The organism is Acidicapsa borealis (assembly GCF_059115245.1).
In genome coordinates, this window is sequence record NZ_JCACNY010000001.1 from 5,396,736 (window position 1) to 5,420,860 (window position 24,125).

At 58.5% G+C, this 24,125-nt stretch carries 23 protein-coding genes and 1 tRNA gene; 12 read left to right on the forward strand and 12 right to left on the reverse strand.

Annotated elements, in window-relative coordinates; genetic code table 11:
* Window positions 1–92 precede the first annotated feature (92 nt).
* The 6 genes from fabZ to AC5S27_RS22090 all read left to right on the forward strand — a co-directional run bounded on the left by fabZ (window position 93) and on the right by AC5S27_RS22090 (window position 4,746).
* Entirely contained in the window at window positions 93–647 is a 555-nt protein-coding gene (fabZ, locus tag AC5S27_RS22065; RefSeq protein ID WP_493936712.1) for a 3-hydroxyacyl-ACP dehydratase FabZ, read from the forward strand.
* Window positions 644–1,429 carry an acyl-ACP--UDP-N-acetylglucosamine O-acyltransferase gene (lpxA, locus tag AC5S27_RS22070; RefSeq protein ID WP_493936713.1) on the forward strand — a complete coding sequence of 262 codons (786 nt, stop codon included), beginning with the start codon at window positions 644–646 and terminating at the stop codon, window positions 1,427–1,429. The genes fabZ and lpxA overlap by 4 nt, the downstream gene beginning before the upstream one ends.
* Window positions 1,430–2,305 carry an LpxI family protein gene (locus tag AC5S27_RS22075; protein WP_493936714.1) on the forward strand — a complete coding sequence of 292 codons (876 nt, stop codon included), beginning with the start codon at window positions 1,430–1,432 and terminating at the stop codon, window positions 2,303–2,305.
* A gap of 83 nt (window positions 2,306–2,388) precedes the next feature.
* Window positions 2,389–2,931, forward strand: coding sequence for a peroxiredoxin (locus AC5S27_RS22080; protein ID WP_493936715.1), 543 nt, complete (start codon window positions 2,389–2,391; stop codon window positions 2,929–2,931).
* A 173-nt stretch (window positions 2,932–3,104) separates the two neighbouring features.
* Window positions 3,105–4,241, forward strand: coding sequence for a mechanosensitive ion channel family protein (locus AC5S27_RS22085; protein WP_493936716.1), 1,137 nt, complete (start codon window positions 3,105–3,107; stop codon window positions 4,239–4,241).
* A gap of 46 nt (window positions 4,242–4,287) precedes the next feature.
* Window positions 4,288–4,746, forward strand: coding sequence for a DinB family protein (locus tag AC5S27_RS22090; protein WP_493936717.1), 459 nt, complete (start codon window positions 4,288–4,290; stop codon window positions 4,744–4,746).
* Window positions 4,747–4,843: 97 nt separating this feature from the next.
* Here the strand turns inward: AC5S27_RS22090 and AC5S27_RS22095 are convergent, their stop codons facing one another.
* Together AC5S27_RS22095 and AC5S27_RS22100 are read right to left on the reverse strand one after the other, a co-directional pair.
* A complete protein-coding gene (locus AC5S27_RS22095) occupies window positions 4,844–5,647 on the reverse strand; it encodes a hypothetical protein (protein WP_493936718.1) in 804 nt (267 codons plus the stop codon).
* 138 nt (window positions 5,648–5,785) lie between these two features.
* On the reverse strand, window positions 5,786–7,729 hold the full coding sequence (locus AC5S27_RS22100) for a lytic transglycosylase domain-containing protein (protein WP_493936719.1): 1,944 nt from the start codon (window positions 7,727–7,729) through the stop codon (window positions 5,786–5,788).
* A gap of 117 nt (window positions 7,730–7,846) precedes the next feature.
* Here AC5S27_RS22100 and lepA point away from each other — a divergent pair, with 117 nt between their 5' ends.
* A complete protein-coding gene (gene lepA, locus AC5S27_RS22105) occupies window positions 7,847–9,658 on the forward strand; it encodes a translation elongation factor 4 (RefSeq protein WP_493936720.1) in 1,812 nt (603 codons plus the stop codon).
* A gap of 467 nt (window positions 9,659–10,125) precedes the next feature.
* Here the strand turns inward: lepA and AC5S27_RS22110 are convergent, their stop codons facing one another.
* The 4 genes from AC5S27_RS22110 to AC5S27_RS22125 all read right to left on the reverse strand — a co-directional run bounded on the left by AC5S27_RS22110 (window position 10,126) and on the right by AC5S27_RS22125 (window position 15,029).
* A complete protein-coding gene (locus AC5S27_RS22110) occupies window positions 10,126–10,755 on the reverse strand; it encodes an OmpH/Skp family outer membrane protein (protein WP_493936721.1) in 630 nt (209 codons plus the stop codon).
* Window positions 10,756–11,023: 268 nt separating this feature from the next.
* Window positions 11,024–11,620 carry a hypothetical protein gene (locus AC5S27_RS22115; protein ID WP_493936722.1) on the reverse strand — a complete coding sequence of 199 codons (597 nt, stop codon included), beginning with the start codon at window positions 11,618–11,620 and terminating at the stop codon, window positions 11,024–11,026.
* A gap of 113 nt (window positions 11,621–11,733) precedes the next feature.
* Window positions 11,734–14,676, reverse strand: coding sequence for an outer membrane protein assembly factor BamA (gene bamA / locus AC5S27_RS22120; RefSeq protein WP_493936723.1), 2,943 nt, complete (start codon window positions 14,674–14,676; stop codon window positions 11,734–11,736).
* Window positions 14,677–14,804: 128 nt separating this feature from the next.
* Window positions 14,805–15,029 (reverse strand): CPXCG motif-containing cysteine-rich protein, encoded by a 225-nt coding sequence (locus tag AC5S27_RS22125; RefSeq protein ID WP_493936724.1) that lies wholly within the window; start codon window positions 15,027–15,029, stop codon window positions 14,805–14,807.
* Between the two features lie 133 nt (window positions 15,030–15,162).
* Between AC5S27_RS22125 and AC5S27_RS22130 the strand changes: the two genes are divergently transcribed.
* Both AC5S27_RS22130 and AC5S27_RS22135 read left to right on the forward strand, forming a co-directional pair.
* Window positions 15,163–15,666 carry a glutathione peroxidase gene (locus AC5S27_RS22130; RefSeq protein ID WP_493936725.1) on the forward strand — a complete coding sequence of 168 codons (504 nt, stop codon included), beginning with the start codon at window positions 15,163–15,165 and terminating at the stop codon, window positions 15,664–15,666.
* Between the two features lie 178 nt (window positions 15,667–15,844).
* Window positions 15,845–16,357, forward strand: coding sequence for a MerR family transcriptional regulator (locus AC5S27_RS22135; RefSeq protein ID WP_493936726.1), 513 nt, complete (start codon window positions 15,845–15,847; stop codon window positions 16,355–16,357).
* Between the two features lie 602 nt (window positions 16,358–16,959).
* Here the strand turns inward: AC5S27_RS22135 and AC5S27_RS22140 are convergent.
* From AC5S27_RS22140 to AC5S27_RS22160, 5 genes are all read right to left on the reverse strand, one after another.
* Window positions 16,960–17,036, reverse strand: a tRNA-Pro gene (locus tag AC5S27_RS22140).
* Between the two features lie 93 nt (window positions 17,037–17,129).
* Window positions 17,130–17,402 carry an oxidative damage protection protein gene (locus AC5S27_RS22145; RefSeq protein ID WP_493936727.1) on the reverse strand — a complete coding sequence of 91 codons (273 nt, stop codon included), beginning with the start codon at window positions 17,400–17,402 and terminating at the stop codon, window positions 17,130–17,132.
* Window positions 17,403–17,446: 44 nt separating this feature from the next.
* The gene (locus tag AC5S27_RS22150) at window positions 17,447–17,659 is read right to left on the reverse strand and encodes a type II toxin-antitoxin system HicA family toxin (RefSeq protein ID WP_493936728.1); all 213 of its coding nucleotides are present in this window, start codon (window positions 17,657–17,659) and stop codon (window positions 17,447–17,449) included.
* Window positions 17,660–17,675: 16 nt separating this feature from the next.
* On the reverse strand, window positions 17,676–17,876 hold the full coding sequence (locus tag AC5S27_RS22155) for a type II toxin-antitoxin system HicB family antitoxin (protein WP_493936729.1): 201 nt from the start codon (window positions 17,874–17,876) through the stop codon (window positions 17,676–17,678).
* A gap of 51 nt (window positions 17,877–17,927) precedes the next feature.
* Window positions 17,928–20,621 carry a ribonuclease R family protein gene (locus AC5S27_RS22160; protein WP_493936730.1) on the reverse strand — a complete coding sequence of 898 codons (2,694 nt, stop codon included), beginning with the start codon at window positions 20,619–20,621 and terminating at the stop codon, window positions 17,928–17,930.
* 162 nt (window positions 20,622–20,783) lie between these two features.
* Here AC5S27_RS22160 and AC5S27_RS22165 point away from each other — a divergent pair, with 162 nt between their 5' ends.
* Together AC5S27_RS22165 and AC5S27_RS22170 are read left to right on the forward strand one after the other, a co-directional pair.
* A complete protein-coding gene (locus AC5S27_RS22165; RefSeq protein WP_493936731.1) occupies window positions 20,784–21,053 on the forward strand; it encodes a hypothetical protein in 270 nt (89 codons plus the stop codon).
* A 112-nt stretch (window positions 21,054–21,165) separates the two neighbouring features.
* Window positions 21,166–21,420, forward strand: a complete 255-nt coding sequence (locus AC5S27_RS22170) for a hypothetical protein (RefSeq protein ID WP_493936732.1) — start codon at window positions 21,166–21,168, stop codon at window positions 21,418–21,420.
* 40 nt (window positions 21,421–21,460) lie between these two features.
* Here AC5S27_RS22170 and AC5S27_RS22175 read toward each other — a convergent pair whose 3' ends face one another.
* A complete protein-coding gene (locus tag AC5S27_RS22175) occupies window positions 21,461–23,170 on the reverse strand; it encodes an N-acyl-D-amino-acid deacylase family protein (protein ID WP_493936733.1) in 1,710 nt (569 codons plus the stop codon).
* 374 nt (window positions 23,171–23,544) lie between these two features.
* Between AC5S27_RS22175 and AC5S27_RS22180 the strand changes: the two genes are divergently transcribed.
* Entirely contained in the window at window positions 23,545–24,057 is a 513-nt protein-coding gene (locus tag AC5S27_RS22180) for a bactofilin family protein (RefSeq protein WP_493936734.1), read from the forward strand.
* The last annotated feature ends 68 nt before the right edge of the window (window positions 24,058–24,125 follow it).

The following is a 24,125-nucleotide window of genomic DNA, read 5'->3' on the forward strand; positions in this document are numbered from 1 at the left end:
CATGACTGGCTGAACTGCGTGTTGCGGGTGCGCAAGATTTATAATTCACCCTTGCGCCGGAGTGCGCAGCATTTTTGCGACCGGAGCCGTCGATGACGCAAGAGAACGAAAATTCGCCAATCCCAGCCGTCCATCAGACCATGAACATCGGGCAGATCATGGACTTTCTGCCGCATCGTTATCCCTTCCTGCTGATTGACCGCGTGGTGGAATTCCAGGCTGCCAAGAGCATTGTGGCGATCAAGAATGTCACCATCAACGAGCCGTTCTTCAACGGACATTTTCCGGGATATCCGATCATGCCGGGAGTGCTGGTAGTGGAGGCGATGGCGCAGGCGGGGTGCATTCTGCTGCTATCGGAAGTGGCCGATCGCGAGAGCAAGCTGGTGGTCTTTACGGGCATTGAGCGGGCCAAGTTTCGCCGGCCGATTACGCCCGGAGATCAACTACGGATTGAAGTCGAAGTACTCTCCTTCCGGCCGCGCGCCGGGCGCATGGAAGGCAAGGCGTACGTGGACGGCAAGCTGGCCTGCGAGGCTACGCTGACCTGCGCTGTGGTGCCGCGGCAGGGAGCCAAAGCAGCAGAGAACGCCAAGGCTGCCGAAGCCGTTGCTGAGCCTGTTGCCGAGCCGGTGGCGGCAGAGTGAGCATTCACCCCAGTTCCGTCATTTCTGAAGGCGCAATCGTACCGGAGTCGTGCACGATCGGGCCCTTCTGCACGATTGGTCCCGAGGTCATGCTGGGCGAGGACTGCCATCTGGTATCGCATGTGGTGCTGGATGGACATACGCGGCTCGGTGCGCGGAATACGATCTATGGCTTCACTTCGATCGGTATTTCTCCGCAGGATTTGAAGTATCGCGGCGAGCCGACGGAGACCGTCATTGGCGACGACAATACGATTCGCGAGTGCGTGACCGTTTCGCGCGGAACAACCAAGGGCGGCGGCATTACGCGCATTGGTTCGAACTGCCTGATCATGGCGTATGCGCACATTGGCCACGACAGCCAGGTGGGCGATCACTGCATTCTCGCCAACGCTGCGACGCTGGCGGGGCACGTGATTATCGAGGACCATGCTACGGTGGGCGCATTCAGCCCGGTGCACCAGTTCTGCACGGTGGGCGCGCATGCTTACATCGGCGGCGGAACGATCGTGACGCAGGACGTGCTGCCGTATTCGCTGACCTCCGCGCGGCGCGAGAACAAGGCATTTGGCATTAACAAGGTGGGCCTGGCGCGGCGAGGGTTCTCTCCGGAGCGGCTGCAGTTGCTCCAGAAGGCATACCGTTTGCTGCTGGCAGCGAAGCTCAACACCTCGGGCGCGCTGGAGAAGATCAAGGCTCTGAAAGGCTCGGCGGACGCGATGGAGGATATTTCCTATCTGGTCGCGTTCATTGAGCGCAGTGAGCGCGGAGTGATCAAGTAGGTGGCCTCTGCAGCTAAGCCAGCCAAGTTAGGCCTGATCGCGGGCAATGGGCGGTTCCCTTTTCTGCTGCTCGATGCGGCGCGGGCTGAGGGCTGCGCTGTTGTCGTCGCGGCGATCAAGGAAGAGACCGATCTTGAGATCAATGACCGTGCTGCGGCAGACGCTGGCATTACCGTGCACTGGCTCTCGCTGGGCGAGCTTTCCAAACTCATCGATACATTTCAAAAAGCTGGTGTGACAAAAGCCGTAATGGCCGGGCAGGTGAAGCATAAGCAGATCTTCTCGAGCATCCGGCCGGACTGGCGGCTGGCCAAGCTGCTGCTGAACCTCCGGACACGCAACACCGACGTCCTACTGGGCGCGGTAGCCAAGGTGCTGGGCGATGAGGGGATCGAACTGATCTCTTCTACCGCTTATCTCGAACCGCTGCTGGCCAAGCCAGGCGTGCTGACAGCGCGCGCTCCCGACGAGGACGAGCAGAAGAACATCGAGTACGGGCTCACGGTTGCGACGGGCGTGGCCAGCTTCGACATCGGGCAGACCGTGGTGATCGCAGCGCAGGCCTGCGTAGCTGTCGAGGCGATGGAGGGCACGGACGCTGCTGTCGAGCGTGCCGGGGCGCTGATGCGGACGCTCGATGAAGAAGCTTCGACCCTGCAGCGACGGCTCACCGTGATCAAGCTGCCGAAGCCGAAGCAGGACATGCGCTTCGACGTGCCGGTAATCGGCCTGCGGACGCTGGAGACGATGATCGCCGCCGGGGCAAGCTGTCTTGCCATCGAAGCCGAGCGTACGCTGCTTTTTGACGGGGACACACTGGTTCGTCGCGCCGATGAGGCTGGGATTGCTATTGTGGCCGTACCGCGCCGATACTAAACGAGTCTGCCGCCCGCGCTGCGCCGCATCGCTGGATTTGTCTCAACGCTCGATTGACCCACCTGTCTTGAAGGAGATCCACCATGAAGAAGCTCGCATTGCTTTCACTTGCCACCGCGCTGCTGGTGTCGGCTGCTGCCCTGCCCGCAGTTGCCGCAGACGCGCTGACCCCGGGCACAACGGCCCCCACGTTCACGCTGCCTTCGCAGGACAACACGCCGATCAGCCTTTCCGAATACAAGGGCAAGTGGGTTGTTCTCTATTTCTATCCCAAGGACCAGACACCGGGCTGCACGGTGGAGGCGCATAACTTCCAGCGCGACCTGGAGAAGTTCAAGGCCGCCAATGCCGTGGTGCTGGGCGTGAGCCTGGACACCGCGGGAAGCCACAAGAGCTTCTGCGACAAGGAAAGCCTCACCTTCAAGCTGCTGGCCGATCCTCAAGGCAAGGTCGTAGCTGAGTACGGTGTACCGGTGAAGAACTTTGGCATCACCAAGTTCGCTTCGCGGCAGACGTTCCTGATCGATCCGTCGGGCAAGATCGTAAAGACGTGGCCGGATGTGGACAAGGACCTCAAGAATCATAGCGCCAATGTCCTGGCCGCGATTGCCGACGGCGGCAAGTAAGACTGCTCTCGAATCCGATTTGGCCACGTGCTTTGCCTCACTCGGTTGCGAGAGATGCGAAGCGCGTGGCCAAAACTGTTCAGCGGCACGGGCTCCAGCCTGCCATGCTGTAAGGAGAGAATGCCAGCCTTAGCTCTTGATTTGTTCCGCGGCAGTTCTCGAGAGAGGTGTCGATGGACGCGATCCTCCACATATGGCACGGCTGGTTTTTTGCGCTATTTCTGTTCTGCGCTGCGCTGGTGTTTTCGAACAGCGTGCACTGGATTCTGTTTCGCGTGCTGCGCCGCAAGAATGACATGCATGTCAGGCATTCGCTGGGCTGGGGTCTGCAGCGATATCTTGGTAAGCCGGCCCGCGTCATCTTCATCCTTACCTGCCTTTTCCTCGTCCTCCCTTTCGCACCTGCGGAACTGAAGCCTTACATCGGCGACGCAGTGCACCAGTTGTTGGCTATTGCCATGGTTCTGTCGATCGGCTGGTTTGCGATCGGCACCGTCTACGTCGTTGAGGCTGCCTTTCTGCGCCGCTACGACATCACCATGGAAGACAACGTGCGCGCGCGCCAGGTGCACACGCAGATGGTGATCTTCCGCCGCATGGCGATAGGCTTTCTCCTCATTCTCACGGCAGGCGCCGTGCTGTGGACCTTTCACGATGAGCGCATCTGGAAAGCCGGGACCGGGCTGATCGCTTCAGCTGGTATCGCTTCGCTGATCCTGGCAACGGCGGCAAAATCAACTGCTTCGAACTTCCTGGCCGGAATTCAGATTGCGCTGACAGCGCCGATCCGCATCGACGACGTGGTCGTCGTGCAGGGCGAGTGGGGACGCATCGAAGAGATCACTTCCGCGTACGTGGTGGTGAAAATCTGGGACCAAAGACGGCTGATCGTCCCGCTGTCGTTCTTCATTGAGAATTCGTTCACCAACTGGACGCGGCAGTCTGCTGAGATTCTTGGCACGGCGTTTCTGTACGTCGACTACAGCGTGCCCGTCGAGGCGCTCCGCGAGGAACTGCAGAGGGTGGCCGAGAGTTCGCCGCTGTGGGACAAGCGCGTCTGCGGGCTGCAGGTGACTGACCTGCGCGAGCACACGATGGAGATTCGCTGCCTCGTGAGTTCGCGCAACTCGAGCGAAAGCTTTGATCTGCGCTGCCTGGTGCGCGAACGGATGGTTGCTTTCCTGCGCGACAACTATCCCGAAGCTCTGCCGCGCATCCGCATTTCCAGCAATTCTCTCTTTGATGACAGGAATGCCAAAGACACAGGCCCGCGTGAGTTGCCGCCTCGAGCGGACGGCGTTTCTGGCTGAGCCTCCTCGCGTGGCTTCGGAATTCGCTACGATTAGAATCCAAACCATGGCCAATACAGTTCATCAGTCCTTCGCGCTCGGCCTGGAGCAGGTCCGTGCTGCGCTGTTAACCATTCCTGAAGAGTTGGCGGACACGCCCTGGCGTCTCGGCGGGTGGACACGGAAACAGATCCTCGGACACATGCTCGACTCGGCCACCAACAATCATCAGCGCTTCGTGCGCGCCTCTCTGGATGGCGCATACAGCGGCCCTACCTACGATCAGCAGGCGTGGGTGGATGGTCATGGCTACTCCGAGCAGAACTGGAGCACATTGCTCGCGTGGTGGAGCGCGCTGCACCAGATCCTCGATGGGGTCGTCGCGCGAATTCCAGAAGACCGCCTGGAGACCGTGTGCTTCATCGAAGGCGATCCGCCAACCACGCTTCGCTTCCGCATCGAAGACTACATCGCTCACCTGCAGCATCACCTCAAGCAAATCACCGCGACGGCTTCCGCTTCCTAGCTTCACCAACGTCACGAAAAAGAGTACAGACGCAAAAAAGCCCGGCTAGCAGGATAGCTCCCGGCCGGGCTCTTTTGCTTGCCTGGGTGGTACGGGGTTAGGTGGTTGCTTTCTTTGCAGGAGCCTTCTTGGCAACTGCCTTCTTGGCTACGGCCTTCTTCGCGACGGCTTTCTTTGCAGGAGCCTTCTTCGCTACGGCCTTCTTCGCGACAGCCTTCTTTGCAGGTGCCTTCTTCGCAACTGCCTTCTTGGCCGGTGCTGCCTTCTTCACTGCAACCTTCTTAGCCACGGCCTTCTTCGCCGGAGCCTTGGTGGCCGCCTTCTTTACTGCCTTCTTGATTGCCAAAGGTGTACCTCTCTTCGTTGGTTTGCTGGTGCTTTTCGCAGCCGCAGCTTTTTTCACTGCGACCTTGCCGCTGCTTTTTGCAGCCGACACTTTTACGGCCTTCTTGGCCGACTTCTTCGCGGGAACGGCTTTCTTTGCTACAGCCTTCTTAACCGCTACTTTCTTGGCGACTGCCTTCTTCGCCGGCGCTGCTTTCTTCACAGCAGCCTTCTTCGCAACTGCCTTCTTTGCGGGCGAGGCCTTCTTCGCCGGAGCTGCTTTCTTCGCTACGGCCTTCTTGGCGGGAGCCTTCACAGCGGCCTCCACTGGCGCCTTCGCGGGAACAGCCTTCTTCGCTGGAGCCTTCTTTGCGGCTGCCTTCTTGGCGGGCGCTGCGGGCGCTACAGGTTCAGCAACCGGCGTCGGTTCAGCAGCAACCGGCTCGGCAGCTGGCGGCACAGTTACAGTCGTTTCTTCTTCTTCGTCTTCCAGTTCAACTTCCTGCGGTAGGTTTGCTTCGACGGGCTTTTCGCCTTCATCGGCGCTGCTTGCGAACATCTTTATTTCCTCTGCCATGCTCTTTGCCTCCAGCGATCTTTGCGCTGCTTGAGATTGTGCCGGTGCCATACGCTTGTGTTTGCGCGTGTACGCCTACGGCGCACATTGTAGCAATAGCTTGCATGGAATTTCCAACAATAACAAGTATGTAACTAGCTACTTCTGTATATTTTTCTTCTTTGTATTCTTATGTGGAGCTCCATCCGATTTGGAATTACCTGCCTTGCCTGAGGATGCACTGCTCCGTTTCTTCTCTGCTGGCGCGGCTTTTGTTGATTTTGATGCAGTCTTCGATGAGCCTTTTTCTGCTGCTTTATTCTTCCTTGATTTCTCGTGGCTCGTTGCACCTTGCGCGGAAGAATGTGAGCTGGAATGGCCTCTCTCGCGGCTTCGCGCAGCTACGCGCGCGGGCTCTGCAACGCGAATGCGTGTGCCTGCAACGACAGTACTGCCGCTTACGTGATTCCATTTGCGAAGATCGTCGAGTGAAACACCGAAGCGATCGGCGATCGTGACGAGCGTATCTCCGCGGCGAGCCTTGTAGGTTTCTGTATGCGAAACAGGCGCGGAAGGCAGCGGCACCGGCACCACAAGCGCCTCTACACCGTCGAGATCGTCGTCGGCCTTCATTTGATTCGCGCTCGCGAGTTGATCGACAGTGACGTGAAAGCTGCGCGCTACGCTGGCGAGCGAATCGTCGGCAACGACGCGGTGATAGCGCCACGAGTTGCGGCGGTCTTCTGGAATCTCGGCGATGCGCTCCTCAAAGAGCTCGCCTGTTCCTTGCGGCACGTGCAGGCTGAAGGGCTCGGTGAGCAGTGCCGCCGGTGGTGTGCTCATACGCATAAGACTTGGGTTCAGCGCGGCGATGTCCTGCGGCTGTGAGTTGGTGATGTCCGCGACGAGACGCAGATCGACGGCGTAGTTCACCTGCACCGTGTCGTAGGTAATGGGAGGGTCGAACTGCAGATCATCGAAGCCATACTGGCTGGGGTTCTTGGCGATGATGATTGCTGCGATGATTTCCGGAACGTAGTTTTTGGTCTGTTCGGGAAGGTTGTTGCGCTTGTAGAGTTCCCAGAAGTCTGCATAGCCAGTCTTCTGCACGGCCTGCTGCACGCGGCCTGTGCCCCAGTTGTAGCCGGCCATGGCGAGATACCAGTCGCCGAGCTGGTTGTAGATGAACTTCATGTAGCGGGCTGAGGCGCGCGTGGATTTTTCCGGATCGAAGCGCTCGTCGACGTAGCCGTTGCGGGCGAGGCCGTAGTACTTGTCGTTGGGCATGAACTGCCACATGCCGCCTGCGCCCGAACCCGCATTCACCACGCGCGGCTGAAAGCCCGACTCCGCGACGGCGAGATAGATGAGATCCTGCGGCACGCCTTCTTCTTCCATGACGTGCTGAATCATGGCCTTGTATCGTCCGCTGCGTTCGAGCGCGTGCTTCAGCGTGTTGTGGCCGCTCCGGGTGTTGGCGAAGAAGTTGATGTACGTCGCGACGTAGTCGTTGATGACCAGCGGAATGTCGGACTTGGTTGTGCTGAGTTCGGCTGTTGCCTTCGCTACCAGGTTTGGATCGACGAGGAAGGTTACATCGTTGGCCACGTCGGCGGGCGTCGGCTCGACGGCCGGCGCAAAACCGTTGCCCTGCTTGAGCGCTTCCAGTTCGAGCGCGTTGACGGCGTCGAGCACGCGGTTGAATTCATCGTTCAACTGATCGTCTGCCTTGATATCGAGGCCGCTGGCCAGCATCATGTCCACAGCGCTGTCGAAGTCAGTCTTGGCCTGGGTGAGCTGGCCTTTGCGGTAGTGCGCCTCGCCGCTCTTGAAAGTGCGTTCGACCTGCGCAATCAGTTGCTGGGCGAGTTGCTGCGCTTTGCGTTGTGCCGGTGTCTGTGTTTGCGCTGGAGGCGGTGTAGAAGTCTTTTGCGTCTGCGCGATAGCAGGAGCCGTTGCCTTAGGAGAGGCGGTGCCTGTCGAGGCCGCCTGCTGCGCTGCGGGGCATCCGGCAATTCCGAGGGTCAACGAAAGTGCGAATGCGGCGCTGCCCAGTCTCAGGACACGATCGGTGACGGGATGGCGGCGTGGCGGTTTCGACATGGAGGCGGATTGCGGAGCAAGGCGGCGCGAAGGCTTCAGATACTCTCCCGATGATAAGCTATGAACTTGAGAGTCTTTCGCCGGACTTACTTTCGGCCTCTCGTGTGATTACCATTCATGGATTCCAGCCTTCTACGTAACTTCGCGATCATCGCCCATATCGACCACGGCAAGTCGACTCTGTCAGACCGTCTTCTGGAGCTGACCGGCTCACTCACCGCGCGCGAAATGCAGGCCCAGGTATTGGACGCAATGGATCTGGAACGGGAGCGCGGCATCACCATTAAAGCGCACGCCGTTCGCATGATGTACAAGGCGCGCAATGGGATCACCTACCAGCTCAACCTGATCGATACTCCGGGTCACGTGGACTTCAGCTACGAAGTATCTCGTTCGCTGGCCTCCTGCGAGGGAGCGCTGCTCGTGGTGGACGCGAGCCAGGGTGTTGAGGCGCAGACGCTGGCGAACGCCTTCCTGGCCATTACAGGCGGCCTGGAAGTGATTCCCGTCATCAACAAGATCGATCTGCCTTCCGCCGACATTACGCGGACGCAGGAAGCGATTGAGCAGGCTGTCGGACTCGACGCTACGGACGCGATCCCGGTGAGCGCCAAGACCGGCCTGGGCGTGGAAGAAGTGCTGGAGGCGATCGTGCATCGCCTGCCGCCGCCCCAGGGCAAGATCGATGCGCCACTGCAGGCGCTGATCTTCGATTCATGGTTTGATCCATACCGCGGCGTAGTGGTTCTGGCGCGCGTAGTGCATGGACGCATGCGGCAGGGTCAGAAGATTCGTTTCCTCTCCAATGGCCGTACCTTCCTCATCGACACGCTGGGCGTGCTTACGCCGAAGCCTGTGCCGATCCAGGAGCTCACGGCGGGCGAAGTTGGCTTCTTTACAGCGACCATCAAGAATGTCGCCGACACCAAGATTGGCGATACTGTCACCGACGATGAGCATCCTGCTCCTGAAGCGCTTCCGGGCTTCATGGAGATCATGCCGATGGTCTTCGCGGGGCTCTATACAGTGGATTCGCATGAGCACACGCTGCTCCGCGACGCGCTCGAAAAGCTGCGGCTCAATGATTCTTCCTTCTTCTTCGAGCCCGAAAGCTCGGTTGCGCTGGGCTTTGGTTTTCGCTGCGGCTTCCTCGGACTGCTGCACATGGAGATCATCCAGGAGCGGATTGAGCGCGAATACAACCTCGATCTGATCACCACTGCTCCCGGCGTGCGCTACAAGATCACGCTGACTTCAGGCGAGGTGCTGGAGGTCGAGAATCCTTCGCGGTGGCCAGAGCCTACCAACATCGAGCGCATTGAAGAGCCGATCATCAATGCGATGATTCTCACCAACGAGGAGTATGTTGGCGGAATTCTCAAGCTGGTCGAAGAAAAGCGCGGGCGGCAGAAGAACTTCGAATACGTCACGCCAACGCGTGTGATGTTGACCTACGAGCTGCCGTTGAACGAGATTGTGCTCGACTTCTACGATCGCCTGAAGTCCGTATCACGCGGCTATGCTTCACTCGATTACCAGCTTGCCGGCATGTGGACTTCGCCAATGGTGAAGATGGATATTCTCGTCTCCGGCGAGCCGGTCGATGCGCTTTCGATCATCGTGCACCGCGACTTTGCCTACGAACGCGGCAAAGCGCTTGTCGCGAAGATGCGTGAACTGATTCCCCGGCAGCAGTTCGAAGTAGCGATCCAGGCAGCTATTGGAGCCAAGATCGTCGCGCGGGAAACCGTCGCGGCGCTGCGCAAGAACGTCATTGCGAAGTGTTACGGCGGTGACATCAGCCGTAAGCGCAAGCTGCTGGACAAACAAAAAGAGGGCAAGAAGCGGATGAAACGCATCGGCAAAGTCGATATTCCGCAGGAAGCTTTTCTGGCTGTGCTGCGTGTGGGCGAAGACGCTCAATCCTAGCGTTTTTCGCTGCTTTTTCACGATTCCGGGCGTGTACAGAATTGGGCGCTTTCATCGTGTATTCATATGAATCTGTGGAAACCTTAGAAGCGGGGGAATCCCCTTTGTCACGTGGGCTCTGGGCGGTGGGCGGTGTGTAGTAACCGCAAATGTATTGATATAGAAAGATTTACAGCCTTAATCAAAAACCTCAGCGGTTTGGCAAGTGGAAATTCCAGATTTTCGTAGGAAAATAGAGAAAAATGATCCACAGGTTTTTCCACAGGAGAGGAAGGTGACGATCGGGATTTCCTGATCGACAGGACTTGCCTGGCGTAACTGGAATTGGCAGGAAAATTATCGCCTGAGTCATGAGAATTCCCACTGCCCATGGTTACTTCGGACGGTGAACTTCAGACTCGTGAGGCTTGAAACAGCAACAGCCCCGGAGACCGGGGCTGTCGTCGGTTCAGCATTCCGTCAACTGCTTACTTCTTGGGTGCCGTTGGGGCTGGCTTGGCAGCCGGCTTGGGAGCGGCCGGGGCCGGGGTGGTTGAGGCCGGAGGTGCGGGAACACCGGACTTGGCGTTGTAGGCGGCGATGACCGGCTGCGAGATGTTGGTTGCGTCAGCGGCCCAGAGAACAGGCGACTGCTGCTGGCCCACATCGATCACGAGCGTGTAGCCCTGCTCCTTGGCATAAGCCTCAACGACTTCGTAAACCTTGGAGGCGAGAGTGTTGAAGACTTCGCCAGTTTCGGTCTGATAGTCGTTGCGGGCATCTTCGGCAACGCGCTGCAGCTGCTTGGTCTTGTCGTCGATGGTCTTGGTGCGAGCCGCAGTCTCGGTGGGGCTGAGCTTGTCGCCCTGCGCCTGGAGCTGCTTCTTCAGGGTCTCGATCTCGTCGTTGAGAGCCTTCAGCTGAGCCTGCTTGGGCTCATACTTGCGCTGCAGGTCACCGAGGGTACGCTGTCCCTCGTTGGTTTGCGCTACGGTCGCCTGGAAGGCGATGACGGCTACTTTGGTGGCCGGAGCTGCCGCAGGTGCGGCGGTTTGGGCGGTGGCATTGAGGGCAAGGCCGGAGGCCAGCAGGGCTGCTAGGGCAAGAGTACGCTTCATCTGAATCGGAAACTCCTTCAATATTCCTGATGTGTGCCCGCATTCCTTCGGGGAAGCAAGACATTGCTTCCTGTTAAACCTCTGGAGTCTTCTTGGGGAATCAGCTCGGCCGGAACGACAGAAGCGGAAATGCACAAAGACGCGGACAGAGACGTCAGCAGGAACTACTTGGATTATAGGAGGCGGGGTGGGGATGGTCAACTTCACAGGGCACGAAACATGCACTCAATCAGGCTATTTTGCGTCGTTGTAACGCGTGTACGCAGGACTACCGGTGTGGCATCAGACCAAGGCGCTGCACGACCAGCGTTCCTACGCCGAGTAACTCCAGCAGAAGCATCACGATGGCCAGGACGAGGAACGGAATCTGCAGATAAGGCCAGAGTTTCTGCGGCATCTGATCGACAAATTTGTCGGTCAATGTTTCGTTGAATCGCATCGGCCGATCCTCACCTTCAGCCGCCGGTTTCCATTCTGAGGCAAGAAAAGCGGCGCGGGCATTGGATGCAAGAATGAGCGCGAAACAGATGCGGAAGATATTCGGGAATTGGAGCATGAGCACGTCATACGCAAATCCAAGAAGGTATACAGCTAGTACCAAAGTAGCCGCGAACCAGCTCGCTTGACGTACTCCCATGCCGCCGAGCAGATAGGTGAGCGCAGCGAGAATTGCAATGGCGACTGACAGGATATTCGGCTGAAAGAGCGAGAAAACAGCCGTAAAGAAGGCAACGATGGTGCAGACCCAAAGGCCCTGTCTGCCGAGATAATCCACATCCCAGGCATTCTCGACAGTGGGCCAAAACAGGCTCTTGAGAGGGCCGTCCGAGCGCTTCGGCTCAGAGGAAAGTCCTAATGTCTGCATGGAACCTAGCGTGAAGCGATTCCCATCGTCTGTCAATGAAATACGTCTTCAGAGCAAACAAAAGCGGACTGCACGAGGGCAGTCCGCTTCGCGGTTGTGAGCTGACTCTGACGTTAGAACGTGGTCGAAACCGTCAGGCGGAAGGTCTTACGCGGTTCGCGCAACTGGTAGCGCGAACCATACGCCTGCAGAGCTTCAGCATAGGAGTAATCGCCTGCGCCGCCCGGCGGGAACATCTCCCGGGTGATGAGGTTTTCGCCCTGATCCTGGCGCTCGAGGCGCAGCGGGTTGAATGCGTAGTAGATGCGGAACGGAGCATTGATGATCGGCATGACCACCTGTAACTCGGCGCCGGTCGACATGCGAGGTACGAAGTTGGTGCCCGCCAGCGGGCGGATCAGGTTGTTGAACTTGATCTGCACGCCGCCTTCGCACGTACCGTTGTTATAGACCGGGCAACCATAGAGGGGAGCATTCAGGCTCGCTGCGCCTTCCGGGCTCTGCTTCAGCTGGGACTTGTCGACTGCCGAGTCGATGCCGAAGTCGTTGAAGAGCGCGAAAGTGACAGGCCCCGCGATGGGAATGCGGTACTCCATGTTGTTGGTGAAGTTGAGATCGCCGCCAACGGAGACCACGCTGTAGACCGGCAGCGGAACGATGATGCACTGGTTCAGCTGTGGATTGTTCGGGTCGCGCGGAACGCAAGTGCCGTCCGGGTTGGTCAGGTTGAAGTTGATCTTGTTCGGGATGTACGCGTACGGCGTGGTGCTGCGTACATCGAAGCCGCGCAGATCGCCTTCGCCGCCGGCGTAGAAGCGGTTGTTCGGCGGAGCCACATCGCCGCCAAAGCCGCGAATGTATTTGAGCTCGGAGCGAATACCGAAGACGTTGCGGCCATCGGGCGACGGGAAGAAGTTCTTCATCGGCATGAACTTCTTGTAGGCCAATGCCGGGAAGATATAGCGAACGTTGCCGCCGATACCCGCTACCTGCAGAACGGCTGAGAATTCCTTACCGGTGCGTGGCCGCTGCGGGTTGTTGATCGTGTTGTAGCTGTAGGTGAACGAAGCGGAGCTGTTCACGATGCCATCGAGCGCGTTCTGCCCCTGGATGCCGGAGCGGAAGTTGATCGTCTGGAAGAGATTCTGCGACGCAGTGCTGAAAGCCGAAATCGTTGAACGAGTCAGCGAGTAGGTAAAGCCGACGCGCTGGAAGTTGCGCCGCGGCAGCGGGTAGCTGGCGGAGAAGTTCATGCCGATCGTGGCATTGTTGTAGTTCTGCACCAGGGACTGCTGCGCTGCGCTCAGGTTGGCCGAGGCGCCGGTGGTGGTCTGGTAGTTCTTGGCTGCGTTGTAGTCCGACTTATTGTCGAAGAGCTGGAAGCCGAGGTTTAGAGGACGGTTGCGGAAGTAGGGCTGCGTGAAGCCGAAGAGGAACTGGCGGTTCACGTTGCCGAGGTTCGCCTGCACGCTGAGCGTCTCGCCCAAACCGAGGAAGTTGTTGGTCTGATAGTTCAGGCCCAGGAAGGCGCCCGAGAGACCCGACACGCCGCCGTTCAGGCCGATCGAGTTCTTGCCCTTTTCCTTGACCTTCAACAGGAGATCAACGGTACCATTCTCCGTGTCCTGGTGGGCTTCCGAATCCTGATCGACCTTCAACGGATCGAAGTAGTCGAGCTGGTTCAGGCGCAGAAGGCTGTACTCCCAGCGCTGCGAGTCGTAAACCTGGCCTTCTTCGAGCAGCAGTTCGCGGCGGATGACGCGGTCGCGGGTGAGCGTATTGCCCTGGATCTCGATGCGTGACACATAGAAGGGCTTGCCTTCATCAATATCGATCACAAACGAGACAGTCTTGTTGGCCTCATTGAAGCTCGGCTTGGGGATGGCGCCAAAGTTGATGTAGCCAAGCTGGCCGTAAGCCTTCTTCAGGTTTTCCATTCCCTTACCGATCAGCGTGGAATTGAACCACTCTCCATCTTTCAGGGCGAAGCTGGCGCGCAGTGCGCGAGTGTTCTGTACTGCCTTGTTGCCGGTGAAAGTGATGGTGCCGAGGCGGTAGCGATCGCCTTCCTCGATGGGCAGCAGAATGTCAATACGCTTGCCCTTCTTGGGGCGGAAAGTCAGGAGAGACAGGCCGCCTTCATCACGAATCTGGGTGCGCGGCTCTTCGACGGCGGCGTTGTAATAGCCTTTGTCGCGATAGGCAAAGCGAACGCGCTCGGCGTCTTCTTCCAGCTTCGAGCTGTCGAAGGTCTTGGCGAAAAGATTTTCGAGCACGAGTGAATACGGAATGCCGACCGGGCGCAGGTTACGCATGGCGCGACGCAGGACCAGGCTGCTCTCGTGGGTATTGCCGACGAACTTGATTTCGCCAACCTTAACCGTCGGGCCTTCCTTGATGTTGAAGTTGACCTGAACAGAGGCCGGAGGAATGGTCTTCACTTCGGTCTTAATCGTGGCGAACTGGTGACCATGCTCGGCGAGCAGTTCCTTCAGCACGGTTTCGGCGCGCTTGATCTTGGTCGGATCGTACTGGCTCTCGACCGAAAGAGGAACCTTCTCCTTCTTGAAGCGGTCGAGCACGTCGGACTGGGTGACGGCGTTCAGTCCCTTGTAGTTGATCTCGCGAATATTCGGCTTTTCGCGGAGATAGATGTTCAGGATGATGCCCTTTTCGGAGTCTTCACGCTCGATGCGGAGATCGTCGAAGTAGCCGGTGTTCCAGAGCGAGTTGAAGTCGCGTTCGATGGAAACCGGATCGTACGTGTCGCCGGGATGCGTGAAGAGGCGGGCCAGCACCGTTTCCTTGGGAATGCGGCGGTTGCCAATGACGCGAATCTGCTCTACGGTGAGCGATTGGGCGAAAGCGGCTACGCTGCCAGCAACGACGAAAAGCAGTGCGAGCAAACGCATCGACCGAAATGTGAAACGAGTCCGGCTGCGAAATCGGATGTGCCCGGACTTCACCGTGGCGATACCCTGCGGCGAGCTGACGGACATAGATGGTGCATGGTTCGACTTGACGGGAAAGATAAGCACACCCTCACTGCTCAACAAAATCGGTTCCTGCTCTTGCTTCCTGATCTCAACGACGGATCGGGGGAAAACATGATTATATTGGACCGCACCCGGCAGTCCCAACCCTGCAGTCCTGGCATGACATGCCAAGCCGCTCAGCTCATGCGTTAACTCTCCAACTCCGAGTCAACCCGGTACTGCCTGTGACCCTGATCCCACGCGATGCGGAGGACATTGGGCTTGCAACACACCTGACAATCTTCAACGTAGCTTTGCCGCCGTCCTGCTGACGGATCCACGCTGGTTTCATTCCATTCTCCGCAGCCTGCGCATGCGAAGCCAGATTCGCTCAGCTCTTCCAGGTCATCCAGCTCGTCTGCTTCGTTTGCCACGTGAATTTCCCTTGCCAGCCCAGTCAACAGTCTATCGGAACCAAGCCAGATTCGGCTTGCAAAGCTCCGCGTCAAACGGAATGTGATCTGCATCCCTTAGACGTATGATCATCAAACAGGTGAGGTGTGCTGCGTGAGTGATGCAATTCCAACAAATGTTTACGGTTTCTCCGCCCTTTCGGTTGACGGGCGCGAGGTGTCCCTTGAGGACTTCAAGGGCAAGGTGCTGGTGATCGTGAATACGGCCAGCAAATGCGGATTTACCCCGCAATACGCGGGTCTGGAAGAGCTCTATAAGGAATATAAGGATCGCGGCGTGGCGATTCTCGGCTTTCCCTGCAACCAGTTTGGAGCCCAGGAGCCGGGGACCGAGGCGGAAATCGCCCAGTTCTGCGAACTGAACTACGGAGTCAGCTTCCCCATGTTTGCCAAGATCGAGGTCAACGGTCCTGAAGCGCACCCGCTCTACAAATTCCTCAAGAGCGAAAAATCCGGAGTACTTGGCGCGCTTGGCATGGACGGAATCAAGTGGAATTTCACGAAATTCCTGGTGGATCGCGAAGGGAAGGTCGTTGGCCGTTACGCGCCGACGACAACGCCCGCCGACCTCAAGCCGGCGATCGACAAGCTCCTCTAAAGTCCGGCATGTCAGGTAAGGACACACTTGCACGGGTCAGGGCTCGAGTCCAGACGAGCCCTGCAACTCGCAGGCCTGTTGCTTTTTACGCAAATTCCTCTGCCACATCGGATTGTGACGGCCTATACTTTTGCTAGCCGGTAAAATTGCACCGGTAGATGTGCAGTTGGAGGACAGGATGGCAGCACAGTCGGCCCAGAAGCGTCTGTCGCCCGCACCTGAGATCCCGGATAAGCTCTACTTCCGGATTGGGGACGTGGCCCGCATCTGCGGCGTTGAACCCTACGTTCTCCGCTTCTGGGAGACGCAGTTTCCCAGCTTGAAACCCAATAAAGGTGGAACCGGTCAGCGGCTCTATCGCCGCCGCGAGGTGGAGCTTGCGCTGCGCATCCGGGAGTTGGTGCACGGCGAGGGATACACGCTCGCCGGAGCCAAGCAGGCTCTTGACGGGCCTCTTAAGCCGCGTGGCAGGCAAAGAGAGAGTTCCACACCGATCGGCGCCCAACCGAATCAGGTACAACCCGATCAAGCGCAGCAGCGGCTTGACTCTGCCGCTGCAGTCATTGGCCAGGTGCGTGCCGAGCTGCGAGAACTGGCGCGCCAGCTTGCCGCGGAACAACCCACCGTGGTCCGGCGGAAGCCGCGGCTCTCGACCTTCAAAGTCTCGACGGATCCGCTCTTCCCTGTCTAGTGTGTAGTCTGACCGGCAGGGATTATGAGTCGGCGCCTGTGAATTCGGGCGGCAGAAAGATCTTGGATGGCGACAGGAATGATGGCGAGAAGCCCTTTGCCTGGATGCAACCTCCGATAGATTACTGAGACACCCAATTGTGCGAACTTTAGTAATGCCTACTGGCGCGCAGACGCGGAAACTGGGGCCCTTATGACTCATATTTGAAACACTTCCATGCTAACGTTAAGGCTGGATATTTGATCTGCTTGTGCGAGATTGCACATCCAAAACAGTATTTCTGAGCTTAAAGCTCGCTAGGGGACCCTACACATATGAATTGCCCATACTGCGGTACTCCCAAATTTCGGACATCGCGGGTGCGTTTTGCAGATATTCCCAGGCTTGCGCTTCTCCAGTTTCCAGTTCGCTGCCGCCTGTGCCGCGAGCGGTTTCATGTTGGCATGTCGCTGGCCTTGCATCTCCTGCAATCACAGCGGGTCCGCGAGGGCGAGGACGCAGAATTAAAGCGCGAAAAGTACAAAGCAAAAGACAACAAACAGACCCCCGCCTGAGCGTTCAGACGGGGGTTTTACTTTCGATTCGAAGAATCCTGAAATGAATGGTCGGGACGGGCAGATTTGAACTGCCGACCCCTCGCACCCCAAGCGAGTGCTCTACCAGGCTGAGCCACGTCCCGACATAATGCAGCCGACTCATTTCGAGTCGGCGTGGGGTTTCATCCTTAGTTTACACGAGTCCGCAGAGTTGGGTACCAAGGGCGGTTTGCCTGCTAGCTCTTCGGAGGAACATACTCAGCCGGCAGCGCTGCGCCATCGCCAAAGAAGAACTCCTGCATCTGCTCAACGAGGAAGTTCTGCGCCTGCGGTGTCCAGGGCTGCAGGCGATATTCGTTGAGCAGCATCTTCTGCCGCTCAGCCCACTCGGCCCAGGCCGCCTTGGAGACATTCTTGTAAATCTTCTGGCCAAACTCGGAGTCGAAAGGCGCCTCGTCGAGGCCTTCCATTTCCTTCTTGTTACGAACGCAAAAAACCATGTGTGCCATTGCTGTCGGGCTCCTGATTCTATTTTAGGGGATGTGGGTGAAATTCAGAGCAGCTTACGAAATTCATCGATCGTCAAGCCAGCATCGCGAACAATTCCGCCCATCGTGAATGCGTTAATTGGATTGTTTCGGGGGATTGTCAGAATCCTTATGCCATCGGTCATTACGATGTGGCCACTCTGCCGCAGGATGCGGAATCCGGCCTTTTCAAGAGCACGAACAGCTTGCAGATGTTGAATCCCAGCGAGTTTGGGCATCGTGGATCTTCCAGACTTATGCGATCGCTACATCTACAAGGCGTGTTTCGGAGCCTTGGGTGAGATCTTCAACTGCAGCTAGATAGTCCTGAATAGCCGAGCGAATATTCTCAAGAGCCTCAGCTTCGGTCTCGCCCTGCGACCAGCAGCCCGGTAGTCCCGGGCAAAAGACAGAATAGCCTTCTTCGGAAAGTTGGAGAACCACTCGGTAGGTCATGAGAAGAGCGTACTCCCATTCCTCGCGAAGTGGAAGGATAGCGTACTTGAACTACTTTCTGGGTCGGCCCTTCTTCGAGAACTTGCGCTTGCCACCAGGGCGCGTAGCTTCTCTTCTGGAGGCTTTGGCTTTGCCGGTCTTGCCAACGGCCTTCTTCTTGGGCGGCTTGCCGGCTTTGGTGCCGCCCTTGGTCAGCTTGAGCAGCGGAGGCTCGACCATGGCGAATTGCAGCTTGCGCTCGAGCGCCAGCACGCGGTCGAGAATGACGCGAACCTGGTCGCCGGCGCGATACGTCTTGCCGCTGTTGACACCGACGATCTCGCGGGTGTTTTCGCGATACGTAAAGCGGTCCGAGACCAGCGTCTCAATGGGGACCAGGCCTTCCACAAACAGATCCTTCAACTCAACGAAGAGGCCATATTTGGCGGGGTTAAGCACCATCGCCTCAAACTCTTCGCCGACGCGGTCCTGCATGAACTTGACCTTCTTCCACTCGACCAGCTCACGCTCAGCGTCAGCGGCGCGGCGCTCGGTAATGCTGGTTTCCGCAGCGATGGCGGCGAGTTCGGCTTCAGGGATCGGCGGCTCGATCTGTTTGGCATTGGATTTGGCTGTTACTGGCCTTAAATCGCGGATGCCGAACTTGTTGCCTAGCCCTTCATTGGTATGCGACCACGGCGAGCTCTGGCGCTCTTCGGCAATGTGGCCTTCACCAGAAATGCCTTCGTGCAACAGCGCCTTGGTGATGCGATGCACGATCAGATCCGGATAGCGGCGGATGGGCGAAGTGAAGTGCGAATAGCTGGGTGCGGCGAGGGCGAAGTGACCTTCATTCACCTCGGAATACTTGGCCTGCTTGAGCGAACGCAGCATGAGGTAGCTGAGGATACGTTCTTCGGGCTTGCCTGCGATGCGGGCTGAGAGCTTCTGGTACATACGCGGCGTGACCGGCATCTCTTCCGGCACTTCATACGATTTTGCATCGCGGGCGTTATGCCCTCCACGCTGCTGCTCGCGGCGATCGCCCTTGAACTGTATCTTCTTCACCGGCAGCGTGCCCAGACCGAGCGAGTATCCAAAGGCGGCGGCAGCATCTTCGAAGTCCACCACGCGGCGCGGATCCGGCTTCTCGTGGATGCGGTAGATCGACGGCACATGCAGGTCTTCAATCCACGTGGCCACGCACTCGTTGGCCGCCAGCATGAACTCTTCGATGAGGCGGTTGGCCCAGGTGCGTTCCGACTGCTTGACGCCCTGCATCTGGCCTTCCGCGTCAAACTCGATGACGGCCTCGGGCAGGTCAAAATCAATGCTGCCGCGCGCGCTACGGCGCTTGTTCAGGTGACCGGCGAGCTCGCGCATCTTCTCGAAATTGGGCACGAGCGCAGCGTACTTCTCGCGCGTCTCCGTATCGCCATCGAGGATCTTATGCACCTCGGTATAAGTCATGCGCGCAGCTGATCGAATCACGCCTTCGACGATCTTGTAACTCTCGACGCGAGCGTCTTCGGTGAGGTGCATCAGGCAGCTCAGGACGAGACGGTCTTCCTTCGGGCGCAGCGAGCAGATGTCCGTCGACAGCTCATGCGGAAGCATGGGGATAGCGCGGTCCGGGAAGTAAACGCTGGTGCCGCGCAGTCGCGCTTCGAGATCAAGATCGGTGCCAGGGCGGACATATTCTGCAACGTCAGCAATGTGCACCTGCAAATCCCATGAACCATCTTCGTTGTGCGTAACAAGCACCGCATCGTCGAAGTCCTTCGCAGTCTCGCCGTCAGTCGTAACGATAGGAAGATTGCGGAAATCTCCGCCATGGTCAGCCCGCCGCGCAATCTCGTCGTGATCGAGATGGGCGACTTGGCGCGCTTCCTTCAACACATTCTCCGGGAAGACACGCGGCAGCTGATGCTTGCGAATGATCATCTCGACATCGACGCCGAAGTCATCCGGCGCGCCGAGAATCTCGATCACCTTGCCGAAGGGCGGCTTGGTCGGCGTGGGCCAGCTCGTGATCTCGACATCGACCACGATGCCTTCGAGATCATCCCACGCGTTGCCTGCTTCAGTAGCCAACTCGGCTGCGTGTTGCGCTTCTTTTCCCAGAACTCGGTTCGTCGTCGTGTCGGTGACCTCGGGCACTTCCGCACCCTCAGGAATGAGGATGGATTGCGTCATGCGCGAATCGAACGGCGTGACCATGTTGCCGCGATATTCGCCTGGAATGTACTGGCCGCGGCGGCCATGGCGTGCGTAATGGAAGACACCCACGACAGTTTGGTTATGCCGCTCGACAACGCGCGCAATCCGGCCCATGCGGCGGCCGTCGCGTTTCGGCGGCCCAACCTCGACCAGCACCTGGTCGCCCTGCATGGCGCCGTTGATTTCGTTGGGCGGAATAAAGATGTCTTCGTCGGAAGGAATGGCCTGGCCTGGGTTGAGTCGGACAAAACCGAAGCCGTCGCGGTGCAGATCCAGCTTGCCCGCCGCGAGATTATCGCGTGTCTGGTTGACGCGGAACTTGTCCTGGCTCTTTCCATCCTGCTCAGCGGATGGCTTGGCGGGGATAGCCCAGTGTTCGCGATCGACCTTGGTAAGGTGGCCCACGCTGGTCATCTGGTCGAGCAGGGCAAGCAGTTGGCGGCGCTGGGCGCCTCCGCCGAGGCCGAGTTCGCGCACGAGCTGCTTGTAACCGGCTTTCTGGCCGGCGGAGCGGGTGATGTGGCGAAGCAGTTCGCGGTCGGTCATATCTCAAGAGTAGGCCATTCGGCGCAACGGCGCGAATTCCGCGCTCCATCCGCGCCCTGCAACCTATGTGACAGCCGACACATACGCGGCTGAGTTGCCGTCCTATCGTAGGACCATACGTTGACCGGGCACGCACACGAATTGCCCGCATGGAGGAGAACGATGGCCACAACAATGACGACACACCATGCGCATGGCGCCATGGGCGGGATGACACAGACCAGCACGAAAACGAAAGAAAAAGGCGCGTTGGCTACTTTCGTTGGAGACTTCATCGAGGACGTAAACCAGAAACCCCTGCAGCCGGCTGACCTGGCCAAGCACGATATGTTTCGTGAGCACATCAACGCCATGGCGATCCTTTACTTCGGCTTTATCGTTGTTCTGATCGCGGCCTCTCTGCCGATCCTCGCCTATCTCATCGCTTACTAGGCGCAATCAAGTTCCTTTACTTGATTCGTATTGGTCAGTAAGGCGGCTACGGTGGGCGTAGGGTTGCGGAGTGATCGGAACGATCTACGGACCCGATCCGCAGGGAGCTGCCATGGCTACGAAACTGCAAGACCCACACCCGCCGCAGAATGCCGATGAAGTGGATGACAGCCTCTATACGGCGGTCAAGAGCGAAGTCCAGCACGAAATTGCCCATATCGAAGACTCAAAGGAGCCAGTCGATTCGTCGCAGAGTGATGTGCTTGTACAGAAGCATTTCAGTGGACTGTTCATCACCCTGCTGGTCCTGGTGGCCGTGTTTCTGCTGGGCGCAATTGCCGTGATAGCGATGTACAAGCGGCACTAGATCTTTGCCCGCGCAAGGACCCCATCGTGGTGGCACGAGATCATTGCGCGGTCCGATAGCCCTCTCCGCGCAGAACCCTGCCTGGAAGCGCTCCGGTCATCTTTCCCTCCGCGATGACTGGCACCCCGTTGACCAGTACGTATTCCATACCCTCGGACAGCTGATTCGGCTGCTCAAACGTAGCGAGGTCGTGGATCGTCGCCGGATCGAAGATCACAATATCCGCAGCCATTCCTGCTTTCAACACCCCGCGATCGGTGAAGCGCATGCGCTGCGCCGGTAGCGCCGTGAATTTGCGAATGGCGTCCTCGAGAGTCAACGCGTGCTCTTCGCGAACATACTTGCGCAGGATGCGGGGAAACGTGCCGTAGGCGCGTGGATGCGGATGCTCAGTGCCGAGCAGTCCATCGGGAGCGGTGCCCTGCGAGTCGTTATCGACGGACGTCCAGGGCTGCTGGAGCGCCAGCTTCACATCTGGCTCGTCCATTCCAAAGACGGCTACTTCGGTGAAGGCCTTGTCTTTGATGAGGATGTCGCAGAGTGCGTCAATGGGGTCTTCCTTCCACATCGCGGCTACTTCTGACAGGCGCTTGCCTTGCAGCGGAACCAACTCCGGGTTCTGCACCACGGCAATCTGGATCGCCTCCGGCCCGGGAATCTCGGCCCATTCGTTGTCCCAGTCAGACTTGCTACTGAGCATGTCGACACGGATTTTGGCGCGCGTAGCAGGGTCTTTCAATCGTTCGATCAGCTTGGCATCTCCGCCATCATGCGCCCATGGCGGAACGAAGGCTGAGAAGGTGTTGAACCACGCCGGATAGGCATAGGTATTGGCGCTGATGTCGACACCCGCGTCGCGCGCCGCCTGGATCTTGGCGACGATCTGCGGCATGCGTCCCCAGTTGGCTTTGCCCGCCGCCTTCAAATGCCAAATCTCGACGGGCAGATGGCCCTCCTTGCCGACGCGCACCGACTCATCAATCGATTCGAGCACCGCATCGCCTTCGCTGCGCATGTGGGTGGCATAAATTCCGCCGTACTTCCCTGCCTCGCTGGCGAGGGCGATTAACTCATCCGTCTTCGCGTACGGTGCCGGCGCATATTGCAGCGAAGTGGAAACTCCCACCGCGCCCTGCTGCATGGCTTCGCGGACCAGCGCCTGCATCTGCGCAAGCTGCGCTGGCGTTGGCTGGATGTCAGCATCGCCCAGCACCATGCGGCGGACGGTAGTAGCGCCGACATAGCTGGCCAGGTTGATGCCCATGCCGTGCTTCTCAATGCGGGCGAAGTATTGGCCCAGCGTGGTCCAGTCGGGGTTGATCTTGAGGTGGTCATAGCCGGCACGGTCGGCGGCAATCATGGCTGCGTTCTGCGGGCCTGCGCAGTTACCCTCTCCGGTAACCTCGGTCGTGATGCCCTGGTAGATTTTCGACGGCAGGCGCGGGTCAACGAGGATGGTCAATTCCGACTGTCCCAGCATGTCGATGAAGCCCGGCGCGACGACTTTTCCGGCGGCGTCAATGATCTTCGTGCTTGCCTGTTTGCGCGGGTCGGCTGCCAGATTGCCGATAGCGACGATCCTGCCCTTGCGCAACCCGATCTGGCCCGAGTACCACGGCGAGCCAGTGCCATCAATGATGTGGCCGTTGACGATGACCACGTCGAACGCTGGCTCTGCCTTTGGCGCAGCCTGCGCGAAGTTCAAAGGAACGGAGAGCAGCAACAAGAAAGCACAAGCAAGACGGCGCATGGTTCTCCTCAGGAGTGATTTCGATGGAGGATTCAGAGTAACCCGCCGAAACTCGATGTGCACTTTGGAACAAGCCGAAAATTGTCCTTTTCAAATCGGGACGGAAACGAAGATTTTCAAATCGGCACTGTTCATGGTGCAAAACAGCGATTTCCGTGAAGAAACGTTGTCAGCCTTGAGTCTGCCTGCGAGTTTATGCAGAGGCCGTTGAAAACAGAGCCAGTGCCGAAGCGGCTACAATCAGTCCAAGTTCGTTGTGCGGTGCAGCGGCGGCGTTTGAGGGCCGGAACATCGGGGTGTTGCGGCACCCTCGGGCGGCGCTGCTGAGTTCATTGCACTCATTCCGAAAAGCAGGAAAGGAAGTCCGAAATCTTATGTGGAAACCCAGTCAATCAGGAGCGTCCTCTGTGACCCCAACACCCGAGCCGGTACGTCCGACGGCAACCCCGGCACCCACCTATGAACCGCCCGCGCGCGCAACATCGTCAGCGGCCCCGACAGGCGATCAGGCCACGATCGGCAAGGGATTGGTCATCAAGGGTGAAATCAGCGGCAGCGAATCTCTCTTCATCGACGGCAAGGTAGAAGGCACCATCAATCTGCCCGGCAACCGCGTCACCGTGGGCCGCAACGGCCAGGTGGCCGCGAACATCACTTCCCGCGAAATCATCGTGCTCGGCAAGGTGCGCGGCAACGTCATCGCTACCGATCGCGTGGACATCCGCAGCGAAGGCGCCCTGACCGGCGACGTAACCGCAGCCCGCATCAGCATCGAAGACGGCGCCTTCTTCAAGGGCGGCATCGACATCCGCAAGCCCGACGCCAAGCCCGGCACCCCCGGCGCGGCAGCCCCTGCAACCGAGCCAGTCAAAGTCGGCCAGGCCTAGTCGTCGGGTTAGACCAGAAATACGCAAGAGCCCCCGGAGGTATCGGGGGCTTTGTGCTTTTGGCCGGA